The sequence below is a fragment of the Allorhizobium ampelinum S4 genome, assembly GCF_000016285.1.
In the GTDB taxonomy this organism is placed as follows: Bacteria; Pseudomonadota; Alphaproteobacteria; order Rhizobiales; family Rhizobiaceae; genus Allorhizobium; species Allorhizobium ampelinum.
The window spans coordinates 2,100,966-2,117,371 of the sequence record NC_011989.1; the positions used below are offsets into that span (position 1 = coordinate 2,100,966).

Annotated in this window: 10 protein-coding genes and 1 pseudogene; 7 read left to right on the forward strand and 4 right to left on the reverse strand. The window is 57.5% G+C overall.

The genetic code is table 11. From position 1 onward, the window contains the following. Positions 1-24: 24 nt before the first annotated feature. The 4 genes from AVI_RS10025 to AVI_RS10040 all read left to right on the forward strand — a co-directional run bounded on the left by AVI_RS10025 (position 25) and on the right by AVI_RS10040 (position 4,420). Entirely contained in the window at positions 25-1,050 is a 1,026-nt protein-coding gene (locus AVI_RS10025) for an amino acid ABC transporter substrate-binding protein (protein ID WP_015916250.1), read from the forward strand. A 132-nt stretch (positions 1,051-1,182) separates the two neighbouring features. Next, positions 1,183-2,379: an amino acid ABC transporter permease gene (locus AVI_RS10030; RefSeq protein WP_015916251.1), complete on the forward strand. Its 1,197-nt coding sequence runs from the start codon at positions 1,183-1,185 to the stop codon at positions 2,377-2,379. A 4-nt stretch (positions 2,380-2,383) separates the two neighbouring features. Beyond that, complete coding sequence (locus tag AVI_RS10035) at positions 2,384-3,538, forward strand: amino acid ABC transporter permease (RefSeq protein ID WP_041696682.1); 1,155 nt, start codon at positions 2,384-2,386, stop codon at positions 3,536-3,538. Positions 3,539-3,649: 111 nt separating this feature from the next. Continuing rightward, a complete protein-coding gene (locus AVI_RS10040; RefSeq protein WP_015916253.1) occupies positions 3,650-4,420 on the forward strand; it encodes an amino acid ABC transporter ATP-binding protein in 771 nt (256 codons plus the stop codon). A gap of 257 nt (positions 4,421-4,677) precedes the next feature. Here the strand turns inward: AVI_RS10040 and AVI_RS10045 are convergent. The 3 genes and pseudogenes from AVI_RS10045 to recA form a co-directional block, all read right to left on the reverse strand. Next, a pseudogene (locus tag AVI_RS10045) lies at positions 4,678-6,075 on the reverse strand (amidase). Positions 6,076-6,141: 66 nt separating this feature from the next. Further along, positions 6,142-8,805 (reverse strand): alanine--tRNA ligase, encoded by a 2,664-nt coding sequence (alaS, locus tag AVI_RS10055; protein WP_015916254.1) that lies wholly within the window; start codon positions 8,803-8,805, stop codon positions 6,142-6,144. Positions 8,806-8,974: 169 nt separating this feature from the next. After that, on the reverse strand, positions 8,975-10,063 hold the full coding sequence (gene recA, locus AVI_RS10060; protein WP_015916255.1) for a recombinase RecA: 1,089 nt from the start codon (positions 10,061-10,063) through the stop codon (positions 8,975-8,977). Between the two features lie 246 nt (positions 10,064-10,309). Between recA and AVI_RS10065 the strand changes: the two genes are divergently transcribed. The 3 genes from AVI_RS10065 (at position 10,310) to lexA (ending at position 13,305) form a co-directional block, all read left to right on the forward strand. Then, positions 10,310-11,275 (forward strand): carbohydrate kinase family protein, encoded by a 966-nt coding sequence (locus AVI_RS10065; RefSeq protein ID WP_015916256.1) that lies wholly within the window; start codon positions 10,310-10,312, stop codon positions 11,273-11,275. After that, on the forward strand, positions 11,272-12,195 hold the full coding sequence (locus tag AVI_RS10070; protein ID WP_015916257.1) for a pseudouridine-5'-phosphate glycosidase: 924 nt from the start codon (positions 11,272-11,274) through the stop codon (positions 12,193-12,195). The genes AVI_RS10065 and AVI_RS10070 overlap by 4 nt, the downstream gene beginning before the upstream one ends. A 390-nt stretch (positions 12,196-12,585) precedes the next feature. After that, the gene (lexA, locus tag AVI_RS10075) at positions 12,586-13,305 is read left to right on the forward strand and encodes a transcriptional repressor LexA (protein ID WP_015916258.1); all 720 of its coding nucleotides are present in this window, start codon (positions 12,586-12,588) and stop codon (positions 13,303-13,305) included. Here the strand turns inward: lexA and AVI_RS10080 are convergent. Beyond that, positions 13,286-16,345: a ComEC/Rec2 family competence protein gene (locus AVI_RS10080; protein WP_139192386.1), complete on the reverse strand. Its 3,060-nt coding sequence runs from the start codon at positions 16,343-16,345 to the stop codon at positions 13,286-13,288. The two genes, lexA and AVI_RS10080, sit on opposite strands and share 20 nt — an antisense overlap. Positions 16,346-16,406: the final 61 nt, after the last annotated feature.

Consider the following 16,406-nt stretch of genomic DNA (forward strand, 5'->3'; position numbering starts at 1 on the left):
AAACAGAAAAAAAGGTTGGGAAACATGAAAAAGACGCTCCTGTCAGTTGCGCTTGGCGCTGCGGCATTTGGTTTTGGCGCATCGGCAGCCTCGGCCGACACGCTGAGCGATGTTAAGGCAAAAGGCTTTGTTCAATGCGGCGTCAGCCAGGGCATTCCCGGATTTTCCGCTCCGAATGACAAGGGCGACTGGTCGGGTCTGGATGTCGATTACTGCCGCGGCATTGCTGCCGCCGTCTTCGGCGACGCCTCCAAGGCCAAGTTCACGCCCGTATCCGCTAAAGATCGCTTCCCTGCGTTGCAGTCCGGCGAAATCGACGTCCTCACGCGTAACACGACCTGGACGATCAGCCGCGACACCTCGCTCGGCTTCAACTTCCGCACCGTCAACTACTATGACGGCCAGGGCTTCATGGCTAAAAAGAGCCTCAACGTGAAATCGGCTCTGGAACTGTCCGGCGCTGCCGTCTGCGTTCAGACCGGCACCACGACCGAACTGAACCTTGCCGACTATTTCAAGGCCAATGGCCTGAAATACAACCCCGTCGTATTCGAAAAGGAAGACGACGCAACTGCGGCTTACGACGCCGGTCGTTGTGACGTCTACACCACCGACCAATCCGGCCTCTATGCGATCCGCCTGAAGCTCAAGAACCCCGATGACAACGTGGTTCTGCCGGAAGTTATTTCCAAGGAGCCACTCGGGCCGGCCGTACGCCAAGGTGACGATAAGTGGTTCGACGTGGTCAGCTGGGTTCACTATGCCATGGTGAACGCCGAAGAAGCCGGTGTTACCTCCAAGAACATCGACGACTTGAAGGCAAACGGTGGCCCAGACATAAAGCGTATGCTCGGTGCTGAAGCCGGCAGCAAGCTGGGCACCGATCTTGGCCTGAAAGAAGACTGGGCTTACAATGTCATCAAGTTGGTCGGCAATTACGGCGAAGTTTTTGATCGTAATGTCGGCGTCGGGAGCCCTTTGAAGATTGCACGCGGCGTCAACGCGTTGTGGTCTAAGGGCGGCCTGCAGTACGGCCCGCCGATCCGCTGATCCGCAACCGGGTCCGATAACCAACCCAAACCAAGCCTTTTTGGGGAGGCGGTGTCCGCACCGCCTCCCCATTGCAAAAGGGCAAGGACATGCGCACCCAAAAAAAGGGTGAAAAAGGGGGAAAAAGCCTCAATGGCAATACAGGATTCGAGCTCCTCTAAAACCGGATCGGTCAGCGCGGCATCGCTCATCTACGACCCGAAGGTCCGTGGCATATTTTATCAGGTGGTTACCTTAGTAATTTTGGTCGCCTTCATTTGGATGGTCGCCAACAATACCATTCACAATCTCCAAAAAGCCAATATCACCTCCGGCTTCGGCTTCCTGCAAGGCCGCTCCGGTTTCGACATCGGCCAGCAATTGATCAGCTACAGCAGCGATTCGACCTATGGTCGCGCACTTCTCGTTGGCCTGCTCAATACGCTGCAAGTCGCCGCGGCCGGCATCATCACCGCCTCGATCATCGGCTTTGCCGTCGGTCTCGGCCGATTGTCGCACAACTGGTTGATCGCCAAGCTCTGCCAGGTCTATGTCGAAATTTTCCGCAATATTCCGCCGCTGCTGGTCATCTTCTTCTGGTACCGCGGTGTCATCGCCATTCTGCCGCAGGCGCGCGATTCCATCGCGCTGCCTTTCGATATCTATCTGAACAATCGCGGCATCACCTTTCCAAAGGCGATTTTCGGCGACGAGGCCTGGCTGCTGTTGCCAGCCATCGCGATAGGCATCGTTCTTTCCATTCTCCTCAGGAAATGGGCCCGCAAGCGCCAGATGGCGACAGGCCAACAATTTCCAATCCTATGGTCGTCGCTGGCGCTGATCCTCGGCCTTCCAGTCCTGGTGTTTATGGCGATTGGCATGCCGCTGACCTTCGATCTTCCAATTGTCGGCCGGTTCAACATGCAGGGCGGTTCGGTCGTCGGACCCGAGTTCACCTCTCTGTTTCTGGCGCTGTCCTTCTACACCGCCGCTTTCATAGCGGAAATCGTTCGCGGTGGCATCAAGGCTGTGTCCAAGGGGCAGACAGAAGCGGCCAGCGCGCTCGGCCTCAAGCATAACCACACCTCACGGCTCATTGTCGTGCCGCAGGCAATGCGGATTATCATTCCGCCGCTGACCAGCCAGTATCTCAACCTTGCGAAAAACTCATCCCTGGCTGTTGCCATCGGCTTTGCCGATATCGTCGCTGTCGGTGGTACGATTCTCAATCAGACCGGACAGGCCGTCGAAATCGTTGCCGTCTGGCTGGCCGTCTACCTGACGATCAGCATCAGCACTGCGGTCTTCATGAACTGGTTTAATGCCAAGATGGCGCTGGTCGAGAGGTAATATCATGGCATTACACACCCCTGTATTCGTACGCACGGAGATGGTGTCCGCCTCTCCGGCCCCCGCTGGCCAGATCGGCACGACGGCCTGGGTCCGCAAGAATCTGATTGCGACCCCGAAAGACGTTGTGCTGACCCTGCTGGCATTGGCCTTTCTGGCCTATGTCCTGCCGGGCCTGATCAACTGGCTGTTCGTCCACGCTGTCTGGTCGGGGGCAGGCCGCATCGCCTGCCTTACCGTCTCTCAGGGCGGGGCCTTGCCCGATGGCAGCGCTGGGGCCTGCTGGGCCTTTGTCGGCGCCAAATTCCAGCAATTCATCTTCGGGCGCTATCCGAGCGAAGAGATCTGGCGGCCGTTGACCGTCATGGTCCTGTTCGCCGTCCTGCTGGCACCCATGCTGATCCCGAAGGCGCCGTTCAAGGGCACCAATGCCTTACTGCTGTTTCTGGTGCTGCCGGTGGTTTCCTTCTTTTTGCTCACCGGCGGCTTTGGCCTCGAGCATGTGGAAACGGCCCGCTGGGGCGGCCTGATGGTGACCCTGATCCTGTCCTTCTTTGGGATCGCGGTTTCGCTGCCGGTTGGCATCATGTTGGCGCTTGGCCGCCGGTCGACCATGCCGGTCATCAAGATGCTCTGCGTGATCTTCATCGAAGTGGTGCGCGGCGTCCCCTTGATCACCGTACTGTTCATGGCCAGCGTCATGCTACCGTTATTCCTTCCCGATGGCTGGAGTTTCGATAAATTGCTGCGCGCTTTGGTCGGTGTCTCGATCTTCTCATCGGCTTATATGGCTGAAGTCATTCGCGGCGGCCTGCAGGCGATTCCCAAGGGACAGTTCGAAGGTGCCGATTCGCTTGGCCTGAGCTACTGGCAGAAAATCCGGCTGATCGTCCTGCCGCAGGCGATCAAGCTGGTCATTCCGGGTATCGTCAATACCTTTATCGGGCTGTTCAAGGATACGTCGCTGGTCTCGATCATTGGCATGTTCGACCTCCTGGGTATCGTCATCCTCAACCTGTCGGACTCCAACTGGGCAACGCCTGAGACAGCCGTAACCGGTCTGGTGTTTGCAGGCTTCATCTACTGGCTGTTCTGCTTCAGCATGTCGCGCTACTCGTATTTCATGGAACGGCACCTCGACACGGGCCACAAGCACTAGCATCTGTCGGTTTCGACCTGATCCGGCAGTTGCTTCATTCTTTCGTTCGTTTGTCGGGACAAGATCGACGTCCGGCTTTCCTGACAAACTCCACTTCTAGGAAACTCAATTATGGCTGAAGCTCAAACCTCCATCGAGAAAGCCCCAACCAAAACCGCAATCGAATTGATTGCCATGAACAAATGGTATGGCGAATTTCACGTCCTTCGTGACATCAACCTCAAGGTCGCGACCGGCGAGCGGATCGTCATCGCGGGTCCGTCGGGCTCCGGCAAGTCGACGATGATCCGCTGCATCAACCGGTTGGAGGAACACCAGACCGGACAGATTATCGTCGACGACATCGAGTTGACCAACGACCTCAAGAAGATCGATGAAGTCCGTCGCGAAGTCGGCATGGTGTTCCAGCACTTCAATCTGTTCCCGCATCTGACGATCCTCGAGAATTGCACACTGGCACCGATCTGGGTCCGCAAGATGCCGAAGAAGGAAGCCGAAGAAGTTGCGATGCACTATCTGAAGCGCGTCAAGATCCCGGAACAGGCCAATAAATATCCAGGCCAGCTCTCCGGTGGCCAGCAGCAGCGCGTGGCTATTGCACGTGCGCTCTGCATGAAGCCAAAAATCATGCTATTCGACGAACCGACCTCGGCACTTGACCCGGAAATGGTCAAGGAAGTGTTGGACACTATGGTGGGTCTGGCGGAAGAGGGCATGACCATGCTGTGCGTTACCCATGAAATGGGCTTCGCCCGCCAGGTTGCCGACCGGGTGATCTTCATGGACCAGGGCCAGATCGTCGAACAGAACGCGCCCGCCGAGTTCTTCGACAACCCGCAGCACGAGCGCACCAAGCTGTTCCTCAGCCAGATCCTGCACTAAAGTTTGTCAGGGAAAAGCGGAATCCGGTTTTCCCGAAAAGACAAACGAAACTAAGAGAAGCAAGAGTCTGTCTGGTTCAATCTGAACCAGACAGACTCTCGGATCTGACCAGTCTCGACCGTTTGTCTGAAAAGCCATGACGAATTGCAGAATTTGTCATGGCTGTATTCGATAGAGCGACATTGTTGATGTCGCCCTCTCCGCCATGGCTTACCCCCGCTCCTACAGCGCTTCAAACGAATTTAGAACCGCGCATTCTATAGGGTTTTGGGGCGAGCGGGCGGCCCTTGCACGGCCTTTGCCAGTGAAAACAGCAGGGGCTCCTGGAATGGAAATGCCATTAAATCCAGTCCAACCGGCAGGCCTTCAGATTGCCCTACCGGCACGTTTATGGCCGGCCATCCAAGCGCTGAAGCCAGTACGCCATTACGTTCGGGTCTCGACGGTTCACCGATCAAAAGAGCCGCGCGCTGTTGAACAGGGTAGGCCAGCGCGTCAAGCCGATGCTCCAGCATAATCTGCTCGGTAAGCGTTCGTATCGTCTTCGCAGCAGCGATCTTACGGGCATAAACTAGCTTCGCGTCATCCCTATCCGCTTCCAGGGCCGTTTTAAGCAGCATATGCATGGTCGAATGCGGCCAGCGTCCGTCTTCGACATAGGCTCTGAAGCTACGGATCGGGGCATGGGTATTCAAGCCGCTCAGCAAGCCATCGAATGCGCTTTCAAATTCGTGAGCATGCAGCGCCAGGTCACTATATAGCGTTCCAGAATTGAACTGTGGTTCCGCGATATCGACAACAACGACATCGCTGCTGCGAAGCCGCTCAAAAGCAGCATCCAGGCATTGATTTATGCCGACATGCTCCCGACCTGTACCAAACAGCCCAGACAGCACACCGATGCGCATACCCTCGACTTTCGGCCATCGTGACACGTTAAGACCGTTCCTATCGAAATCTCGGGCCGCCAAACTCACGGCGTCATCCCTATCAAAGCCAATCATCATCCGAAATGCCAGTGCCAGATCTTCGAGCGTCCCCGCGAGCGGCCCCAGCACGTCCATGGTCGGCGAGACGGGAATCGTGCCGCTTCGGGCGATCAGCCCCCGGCTCGGCCTCAATCCGAAAACGCCGCAAACATGCGCGGGATTGCGGATCGAATTCACCGTTTCCGTACCTAACGCAACCGTGCAAGCCCCAATCGCCACAGCAATGGCCGAGCCACCGGAAGATCCGGCTGGAGTACGGGACGGATCGTAGGGATTGAGTGACTAGCCGCCAAGCAAGCTTAATGTGCTTCCCGCCCCGGCCAGTTCATCCAGATTGGTCTTGCCGATCACCACCGCGCCATGCTGCTTCAACTGGCGCAGCGCAAAGGCATCACGACGCGGAACATAGTCTTTAAGGGCGACGGCCCCGCCGGTCGTGTTCAGCCCCGCGGTTTCAATATTGTCCTTGACGGCAACAATCATGCCCCGTAGCGGAAGGTACTCACCCTCTTCATGCCGACGGTCCACCGATTTAGCCTCATCCAACACCAATGGATTGAGGCAGAGGAACGCATTAAGCTGCCCGAAAATCCGGAGGTTCTCCAGGCAACGTTCCGCATGAGCGACAGACAAGCCGAGCGTTGCCCCTTGATCCTCCACAACCATAAACCGCAAGCTCCGAGCGACAGTGTCGGACCGAAAAGAGGAAGCCGACCATCTTAAAGCCTAGGATTAGGCCGCCTCAATGGCCTTGGCAACGGCTTCGATGGCATCGTCGGCCTTGGCACCATCAGGGCCACCTGCCTGGGCCATATCAGGCCGTCCACCGCCACCCTTACCACCAAGGGCGGACGAGGCAATACGGACCAAATCGACGGCGGAAACCTTGCTGGTCAGATCACCCGTCACACTCGCGACAGCACTGGCTTTGCCATCCTCAGCAACTGCGATCAGCAGGACAACGCCAGACCCGAGTACAGATTTGGCCTCGTCGGCCATGCCCTTGAGATCCTTAGGATCAATCCCAGCGAGTTGCTTGCCGATGAACTTGATCCCACCTAACTCGCGCGGCACGTCGGCAGCGCCGGTTGAACCGCCGCCCATCGCAAGCTTCCGCTTGGCATCAGCCAATTCGCGTTCCAGCTTGCGGCGCTCGTCCACCAAAGCTTCGACGCGAGAAACGACATCGACGGGTTGGACCTTCAAGGCGGATGCCAGCGCTTTGACACGCTCATCCTGTTCGGCCAGATAGGCACGGGCGGATTCGCCAGTCAGTGCCTCGATCCGGCGGACGCCTGCACCAACAGCGCTTTCCGCCACCAGACGCACCAAGCCGATATCGCCTGTCGCCGAGACATGCGTTCCACCGCAAAGCTCAATGGAATAGGGCCTGCCCGCCTTGGGACCGCGCACCACCGTCCCCATCGACACGACACGCACTTCATCGCCATACTTCTCGCCAAACAGCGCCATGGCACCCTCGGCAATCGCATCATCCACCGCCATCAAGCGGGTGGTGACAGCAGCATTCTGGACAATAATTTCATTGGCCATGTCTTCTACGATCTTCAACTCCTCCGCCGTCACAGGCTTTGGATGAGAAATATCGAAGCGAAGACGCTCCGGCGCAACCAGCGAGCCCTTCTGTGCCACATGGCTGCCCAGCACATCGCGCAACGCCTCATGCAGCAGATGTGTCGCGGAGTGGTTGGCCCGTAGCCTGGAGCGACGAGCATGATCAACATTGAGCGCGACGACCGTACCGGCGCGAACAGTCCCTTCACGAACAGTGGCAACGTGGACAAACAGCCCCTCGCCCTTCTTCAAGGTATCGCGCACCTCAAGAACGAACCCATCGCCAACGATCTCACCTGTATCGCCAACCTGGCCACCAGATTCGCCATAGAACGGTGTCTGGTTGACCACGACCTGAACATTCTCGCCCGCCGTAGCTTGCTCGATCACCGCACCATCACGCACCAGCGCCTGAATTTCGCCCTCGGCGCTTTCGGCGGAATAACCGAGAAACTCGGTTGCGCCGTGCTTGTCCTTCAACTCGAACCAGACAGTTTCCATCGCCTTGTCGCCGGAGCCCGACCAACTGGCACGGGCTTCGGCCTTCTGACGCTGCATAGCATCGTTAAAGCCGGTGATATCGACGCCAATGCCACGGGCGCGCAAGGCATCCTGCGTCAGATCCAGGGGAAAACCGTAGGTGTCGTAAAGCTTGAACGCGGTCTCGCCGTCAATGCTATCGCCCTTGTTCAGAGTGGCCGTGGCGTCGGACAGCAGCGAAAGGCCACGCTCCAACGTCTTGCGGAAACGGTTTTCCTCGAGCTTCAAGGTTTCGGAAATCAACGCCTCGGCGCGGACCAGTTCCGGGTAGGCGCGCCCCATCTGCTGCACAAGCACAGGCAGAAGCTTGTAAATCATCGGATCGCGGGAACCGAGCAGTTCCGCATGTCGCATGGCGCGGCGCATGATCCGGCGCAGAACATAGCCGCGGCCTTCGTTCGATGGCAACACACCGTCTGCAATCAGGAACGCAGAAGACCGCAGATGATCGGCGATCACCCGGTGGCTGGCCCGGCGCTCGCCCTCAGCCGGAACACCGGTGAGATCAACGGAAGCATCGATCAGCGCGCGGAACAGGTCGATATCGTAATTGTCGTGCTTGCCCTGCAACAGGGCGGCAACCCGCTCCAGGCCCATGCCCGTATCGATGGATGGACGCGGCAGGTCAACCCGTTGTTCCTTGGTCACCTGTTCATATTGCATGAAAACCAGGTTCCAGATCTCGATGAACCGGTCGCCATCCTCATCGGCGGAACCTGGAGGTCCGCCCCAGATATGGTCGCCGTGGTCATAAAAAATTTCGGAGCACGGACCGCAGGGACCGGTATCACCCATTGCCCAGAAATTGTCGCTGGTGCCAATCCGGATTATCTTCTCTTCCGGCAGGCCTGCAATTTTCTTCCACAAGCCAAAGGCTTCGTCATCGGTGTGATAGACGGTGACGCAAAGCTTGTCACGATCAATACCGAATTCCCGGGTAATCAGGTTCCAGGCCAATTCGATGGCATTTTCCTTGAAATAATCGCCGAAGGAAAAATTGCCCAGCATTTCGAAAAACGTGTGATGGCGCGCCGTGTAACCGACATTGTCAAGATCGTTATGCTTGCCCCCGGCCCGAACGCATTTTTGCGCTGTGGTCGCACGGGAATAAGGCCGGTGTTCCAGTCCGGTGAAGACATTCTTGAATTGCACCATGCCGGCGTTGGTGAACATCAACGTCGGGTCATTGCGGGGCACGAGCGGGCTCGACGCAACGACTTCATGACCATTGGTCTTGAAGTAATCGAGGAAGGTCGACCGAATGTCATTTACGCCGCTCATGGGATGCCCTTGGAATAAGTGTCCGTTGCCGGACAGACGTCAGAAAACAACGGCTTTTATCGTCCGCCATGACGCCTGTCCAGCCTATCGAAAGAAAAGGGCCGGAGATGTAAATCCCCAGCCCGCAACAATGAACAGATCCAACCGCCAGATAAGCGGTCCTAATCGATCAGGCGTCGTCAAGACCGACGCTGTCATTGGCGTCCGGACCGCCATTTTCAAGAAAACGCTCGGCGATCAGACCGGCATTCTGGCGAAGTGCTGTTTCGATTTCATCGGCAACCGCTGGGTTGTCGCGAAGAAAGATCTTGGCATTTTCCCGGCCCTGCCCCAAGCGCTGGCTATTATAGGAAAACCACGCACCGGCCTTCTCAACAATCCCAGCCTTGACGCCCAGATCGACCAATTCACCGGTCTTCGACACGCCTTCGCCATACATGATGTCGAATTCCACCTGCTTGAAGGGCGGCGCCATCTTGTTCTTGACCACTTTGACGCGGGTCTGGTTGCCAACGATCTCTTCCCGGTCCTTGACCGCGCCGATACGGCGAATATCGAGACGAACCGAAGCGTAGAATTTCAACGCGTTACCACCGGTCGTCGTTTCCGGGGAACCGAACATCACGCCAATCTTCATACGAATCTGGTTGATGAAAACGACCATGCAGTTCGAACGCGAGATCGAGCCCGTCAGCTTGCGCAGCGCCTGGCTCATCAACCGCGCCTGCATGCCCGGCAGGCTATCGCCCATTTCGCCTTCGATTTCAGCTTTCGGTGTCAAGGCCGCAACCGAGTCGATCACCAGCACATCGATCGCCCCCGAACGCACCAGCGTATCGGTGATTTCCAGTGCCTGTTCACCGGTATCTGGCTGTGAGATCAGCAAATTCTGGAGATCAACACCCAGTTTGCGGGCATAAACCGGATCCAGCGCATGCTCGGCATCGACAAAGGCGCAAACACCGCCCTTTTTCTGGGCTTCGGCAATGGTTTGCAGCGCAAGCGTGGTTTTACCGGAGCTTTCCGGTCCATAAATTTCAATGATACGGCCTTTGGGAAGACCACCAATGCCGAGCGCGATATCGAGGCTGAGAGAGCCTGTCGATACGGTTTCAACCTCCACGATTTTCTCGTTCGCGCCGAGCTTCATGATCGAGCCCTTGCCGAACGATCGCTCGATCTGCGACAGGGCCGCTTCCAATGCCTTGCTTTTATCCACCGTTTTGTCCTCTACGAGCCGCAAAGAATTTTGTGACATTTGAACCACCTTTAGGTTATTGAAGCCGCGTAGGCAACGAAACAGCAGACACGAACTATGTACATGGTTTGTTCCGTTCTTGCAAGTCTTGCCCAAGTCTTTGTGTTTATTTTTTAATCTGACGGGTGTTCTCTTAATGTTTCCATGGCATTGGCCGTTAAGAGAAGTTGGTTTTCAGCCCATCGTACCCTTCGGAATGACGCCTTCGCGATTCGAATTTCCACTGTTTCCAGGAGGCTGGCAGGTATGAGTCTCGACATTCTCGTTCTGGGCGGCGCGCATATCGATCGGCGCGGACGCATCGATGCGGAAACCATTGCTGGCGCCAGCAATCCGGGGCGATGGTTGGAAGAACCGGGCGGCGGTGGCTTCAACGCGGCGCGCGCCCTGGCACGACTTGGATTGAATGTTGCTATGATCAGCCCCCGCGGCGGCGATGCGCTTGGCCAACGGGTGGCGGTCGCCGCCGAAGCGGCTGGCGTCGACGACCGGCCCTTCACCTTTTTGGATCGGAGCACCCCAAGCTACACTGCTATTTTGGAAAAAGACGGCAATCTGGTGATCGGCTTGGCCGATATGGAGCTCTACCGCTTGTTCTCGCCACGCCGGCTGAAAGTACGCGCCGTTCGCGAATCTTTCGAAGCCACACGCGTTTTGCTGGTTGATGCCAACCTGCCGCAAGAGACGCTGGAGGCGATTGCGGCCATGGCGCGTGAGCTTGCCAAGCCTCTGGCCGGGATCGGCATTTCACCGGCCAAGGTGGTGCGATACGCCGACTGCCTCGATAGGTTCGATATGCTGTTTCTCAACAGCGCTGAAGCAGCGGTTCTGGCGGGAACAAAACCGGATGCCCCTTCTGATTGGCCGGATCTGCTTCGCGCCAAAGGCCTCCATGGCGGCGTTGTCACCAATGGTGCGGGACCGGTCGTTGCCTTTGATCCAAGCGGTGACTATGCCTTGACCCCGCCGCCACTGGACGCACTGGCCGATGTGACCGGAGCTGGCGATTCGCTTTGTGCGGGGGTGCTTTCGCAAAGAGTGAATGACAGTTCCTTGCCGCTGGCGCTGCGCCACGGTGTTGCTTTGGCTGGCCTGACCCTGCTATCTGACAGGGCAACAGACGAGGACCTCACCGCAGATCGCCTCGCCGCGCGCCTTGACCTTGTTGGCGAGCCGCGCGCCCTTCCCCGCCAAACGAGTTCCCGATCATGACCCGTTCGATTTCTCCGCTCCTGCCCATCGTATACGCCCGCGAAGTGGCTGCGGCCAAGACGCGCAATGCGCCTATTGTCGCGCTGGAATCCACCATTATCACCCATGGCATGCCCTATCCGAAAAATGTCGAGATGGCGCAAAGCGTGGAGGCAATCATTCGCGACGGTGGTGCGGTCCCGGCGACCATCGCCGTGATTGAAGGCGTTTTGCATATCGGGCTGGAAGAAGATCAGTTGCAAAAACTGGCGCAAATGACTGATGTCCTGAAGGTCTCTCGTGCCGATCTCGCCTACGCCATTGCCGAACGCCGCACCGGCGCTACCACGGTAGCCGCGACGATGATCGCTGCCGCCCGCGCCAATATCTCGGTTTTTGCCACCGGCGGCATCGGCGGCGTGCATCGTGGCGCAGAAGAAAGCTTTGACATTTCAGCGGACCTGGAAGAACTGGCCCGCACCCCTGTCATCGTCGTCTGCGCCGGAGCAAAAGCTATTCTTGATATTCCCAAGACATTGGAAGTCCTGGAAACCCGTGGCGTACCTGTCGTGACTTACGACAGCGACGAATTTCCAGCCTTCTGGTCGCGGGAATCGGGCTTGAAAAGCCCACTTAAACTGGAAAGCCCCGCAGCAATTGCCAATTTCCAGAAGGTACGCGACCAATTGGGCATTGATGGCGGCATGTTGATCGCCAATCCCGTGCCGGAAGCAGAGGAAATCGCGCGCGAGGAGATGGAAATCTATATTGGCCGGGCGCTGGCCGCGGCTGAACGCGAGGAAATCACTGGCAAAGCCGTCACGCCTTTCCTGCTCGACGCAATCTATCACCTCACCGACGGCCGCAGCCTGACCACCAATATCGCGTTGGTGGAAAACAACGCGCGTCTTGCCGCGGAAATTGCCGTCGCGATGCTGTAAGCCACTGATATCAAAATGGATCGGGGGTGATAATGTCCCCGATCAGACACTGCGGCAGATTATTGTTGTCGATTTATCGTTGGCCATCCGCACTGAAACAACTTGCTACCAACTTTCATTCCGCAATTTCACGTCTTCGATAGTATCGATTTTCTCTATCTTTCTGCCCATTCCCAACCGACAGTCGTCAGGACAATAAAGCAAAGGCTTTCTGTTTCTATAGGAGCCTCTCAGCCTCCCGTATTTAAAGGATGCTTCTCGTTCGTCTCCTCTTCAACGCCGTCTCTCGCCGCGTCATCGAAGGAAATTTGCAAGAAGGACTTGCGGAACACAACTGGAACAGATAGCGTATGTTCTGTATTTGTTTCATAATTCAAAGGGTAGGTCCCAATGCTGACTCGCAAGCAACAGGAACTTTTGCTGTTTATACACGAGCGCATGAAGGAGTCTGGGGTGCCGCCCTCCTTCGATGAGATGAAGGATGCCCTGGACCTCGCCTCAAAATCCGGCATTCACCGGCTGATCACCGCTTTGGAAGAGCGCGGTTTCATCCGTCGCTTGCCAAACCGTGCACGAGCGCTGGAAGTTATCAAGCTGCCAGAGGCCATGACCTCCAGCATACCGCCCCGACGTACAGGATTTTCGCCATCCGTCATTGAAGGCAGCCGAGGCAAGTTGCAGGCAGTTCCATCCGCTCCGGCCAAACAGGTCGAGGAAGTACGCAATTCCTCATCCATACCTGTCATGGGCCGTATCGCGGCAGGCGTGCCGATCTCCGCTATCCAGAACAACACCCATGACATTTCCGTGCCGATGGAAATGCTGGGCAGCGGCGAACATTACGCCCTTGAGGTCAAAGGCGATTCGATGATCGAAGCTGGCATTCTCGATGGCGACACGGTGATCATCCGCAACGCCACCACCGCCAATCCGGGCGATATCGTCGTTGCTCTGGTAGACGATGAGGAAGCCACGTTGAAACGCTTCCGCCGCCGTGGGGCGTCCATCGCGCTGGAAGCTGCCAATCCGGCCTATGAGACCCGGATTTTCGGACCGGACCGGGTAAAAATCCAGGGCAAGCTTGTCGGTCTTATTCGTCGCTATCACTAAGCTCACTGACATCTCCAGCGCCTGACTGGACGTCGTCGCTGGCAGCAGATGGAACATTGGCGTGGGCCGTACCATTCGGTCGATCATAGCGATTGCTGCGCCAGTCGAAATAACGATGGCGGGTCCAGGGCCGATACTGATTTTGAAATGCCGTAACGATATGCAGCGTTCGGGTGGCGGGATCACCAAGCGTGATCTCCATTGCACCGAACCGTCGCAGATCGTTACGGGTCAGGACTTTCGGGGGACGTGACAGCATCGGTCCAGCGTTAGCGGCCTTCTCGGTTTGCAAGAAGGCGAGAGGTTCGCCCGCTTCTATTAGGGACGGGGAATTCTGGTCTGAGTTTGAGGCGCCGCCCTTCACTTGGCTATCTGTGGGCACTGCAACACCCTTCCCCGGTACCGTCGTTACACTGGCTGCAGAAATGTCTCCCGCTTGCGTTCGGCTGATCGTTTGGGAGCGAACGGACGGGCTGCTGTTGTCAGATGGCAGCATGTCACCATCGGCCATGATCCGTTCAATTTCAACGTCCGCCCCAGTCGCGTCTTCCGCAGGCTCCCGGGTAACGGTGGTTTCGTTTTTTTCTGAGGGAATAGTGGATGCTATCGGCGCCTTACATTCGGCATCACGGCCGGCCTCAGTCGAAACGATCAGGTCGGACAGGGCGCAAGCGGCCTGGTTGTAGTCGCGGTTCTGCACCAGGCTGACGGTCCAACCATTGCTGAGCCTCGCGAGGCAAAAGGCATCGGTGCGGCAATGGAAAAGATCAGGTTTTTTATCGGCCTTCTCCTTTGCCGTCGTCATCTCCGCCATCGCCTGTTGCGGCTCTACTGGCTCTCTTCCCTTGACTTTTTGGCCCCCCGTCTTTGTTTTTCCGGCCCGCGTTGTTTCCCGCGCCTTGTCCTCGCCTTTCCCCGCGCCCTGTTGGCCTGTCTCGATCTCAACAGCTGCCAGCTTGGGCAATATTTCAGGCGCAATCGGATCGGCAATGTCGAGCACTGAGCGCCATTGGTTGAAAATGAAACTCGGCGGACGCTTCTTGTTGGTGGCGATGGTCAAGAGATGGCGGTCGTCGGTCCGAAAGAGAGCGAACAGTTGGCCATCTTCGGATATGGCGAGATCGGGCAGTGGCGGATCGGTTTTTATCGCCTCATAGCCAAACGCCGTCAGCATCATCGCCACGCCAATCAGCCGCAGCCGCGTCTTCATCAGGGTCAGTATCAGCAGGCCGGTTGCCGAGACCGGCAGAAACCACCACTCGAACCGGCCGAAGGTGAAGCCATTACCCCAGCTCGCGACCTTGCTGGCAATCATCAATACGCCCTCAAGGCCAAGCCCCATCAACTGGATCGGCCATTGGTCCAGACCGAACGGCATGAGCAGCACGCCGATCATCGCCGCTGGCATGACAAGCATCGACATAAGGGGAGCCGCCAGGAGATTTGCCTCCAACCCATGCAATCCGACCCGGTGGAAATGCGCCGCTGAAAACATCGCTGTGGAAAAACCGCCAAGTGCAGAGGTCATCAGAATGCCGCTGACCAGCGTCATCAACGGCTTCAGCACTGTCAGCGCCGGGATCGCCGGCAGGATGGGAGGCATTCTTGGGCGTTGGCGCCAAAGGTCGAATCCGGCGATCAGGGCAAAGGTGGCTGCAAAGGACATTTGCAGGCTCGGTCCCATGACCTGGGACGGCGAGAGGAGAATCACAAGGATAGCCGCCAGCGCGGCATTGCGCAGGCTGAGCACAGGTCGGTCGAAGAAAGCCGCCGACAGCATGATAACCATCATCAGATACGCGCGCTGGGCGGCAATGTCGTAGCCGGAAATGAGAAAATAGCCGGTCGTGGTGGCTATCGCCCCTGCTGCGGCAGTCTTCTTGATCGAGCGGGCCTCCGCCATGCCAGGGACAAGGCTCAAGAGGCGCCGGATCCCCACGAAGAACAGCCCACCGGCCAGTGCCATATGCAGACCGGAAATCGAGATGATATGGGCAAGGCCGGAAACGCGAAGATCGTTATTGGCCTCCTCCGAAAGGCCGCGCCGCTCGCCGGTCACAATCGCCACGGCAAACGCGCCCGCATCGCCCGGCACGATGGCCCTGATACGATCAGAAATGCCATTGCGCAATTCCTGTGTCGTTTCATCCAGCTTGATTCCGGCACGCTCCCAAAAATCCGGTGGCGCTATCTCTGGTCCCGGCAGAAATGGCTTGGGTGGCTGGTAAAAATAGCCGATCGCGCCGGTGCCCGCAAAATAGGAGGCAAAGGCAAAATCGTTTAAGCCCGGCAAAGCCGGTCCGGACGGCGGGGAGAGCCGCGCCCTGCCCTCAATCCAGTCGCCGGGGTTGAAGGGAACATGCTTGCCGCGGGCCAGAAGCGCGACCTGCTGTGGCATACGCTTAAGACTAGGGTAGCGCGTTTGATGCAGTGCAATCACATATCTTTGATTGCCGTCCGCATTTGGTTCTACCGAAACCACTTTGCCGCGCACCACGGTCGTCACTGCACTGTCTATGATGATCGTGTCCAGACGCGCGGTTTGCACATCGGCTAGCAACATGCCAGCAAGACCGAGAGTTGCAATGCCGCAGACGGTGGCCAGGACAGGATGACGGTAACGGACCCGCAGCCAGACCACTCCGGCTGCACAAAAAGTCAGGAAGATCGGCAGACGGGGAAGGTCCTGCGGACGGGTAAACCACCAGATCGCACCGAGACCAAGCAGAACGGGTAAAAACAGAAATGTCCGACCATAGGCAAGCTCCTGCAGAGCATCCCGGTGGAGAGCACGCAGAAGGCGCTGCCAGCGGGAGACCAGCAGCGGCGATGCGCTGAAGTGGCCCTCGAAATCAGGGGCTTCCGCCTCGTCCTCCGGGTCTATGTGCGGACGCCGTAGAACCTCGTCAAACAGGGTTTTGGAAGAGCGACTATCCCATGGCAAGCCGCGCGCCGGACGCGCTTCTTTTTGCCTGATCAGTTCCCATTCCGCCGTATCCGGCATCGATCCTGCCGTCGCCCCGGTGCCCTGCAATGCCACACGCCTTCAAATCGCTGAAAACGAGCGGCGAGGCCCCTGAAAATTGCTTTTGTGATAATTC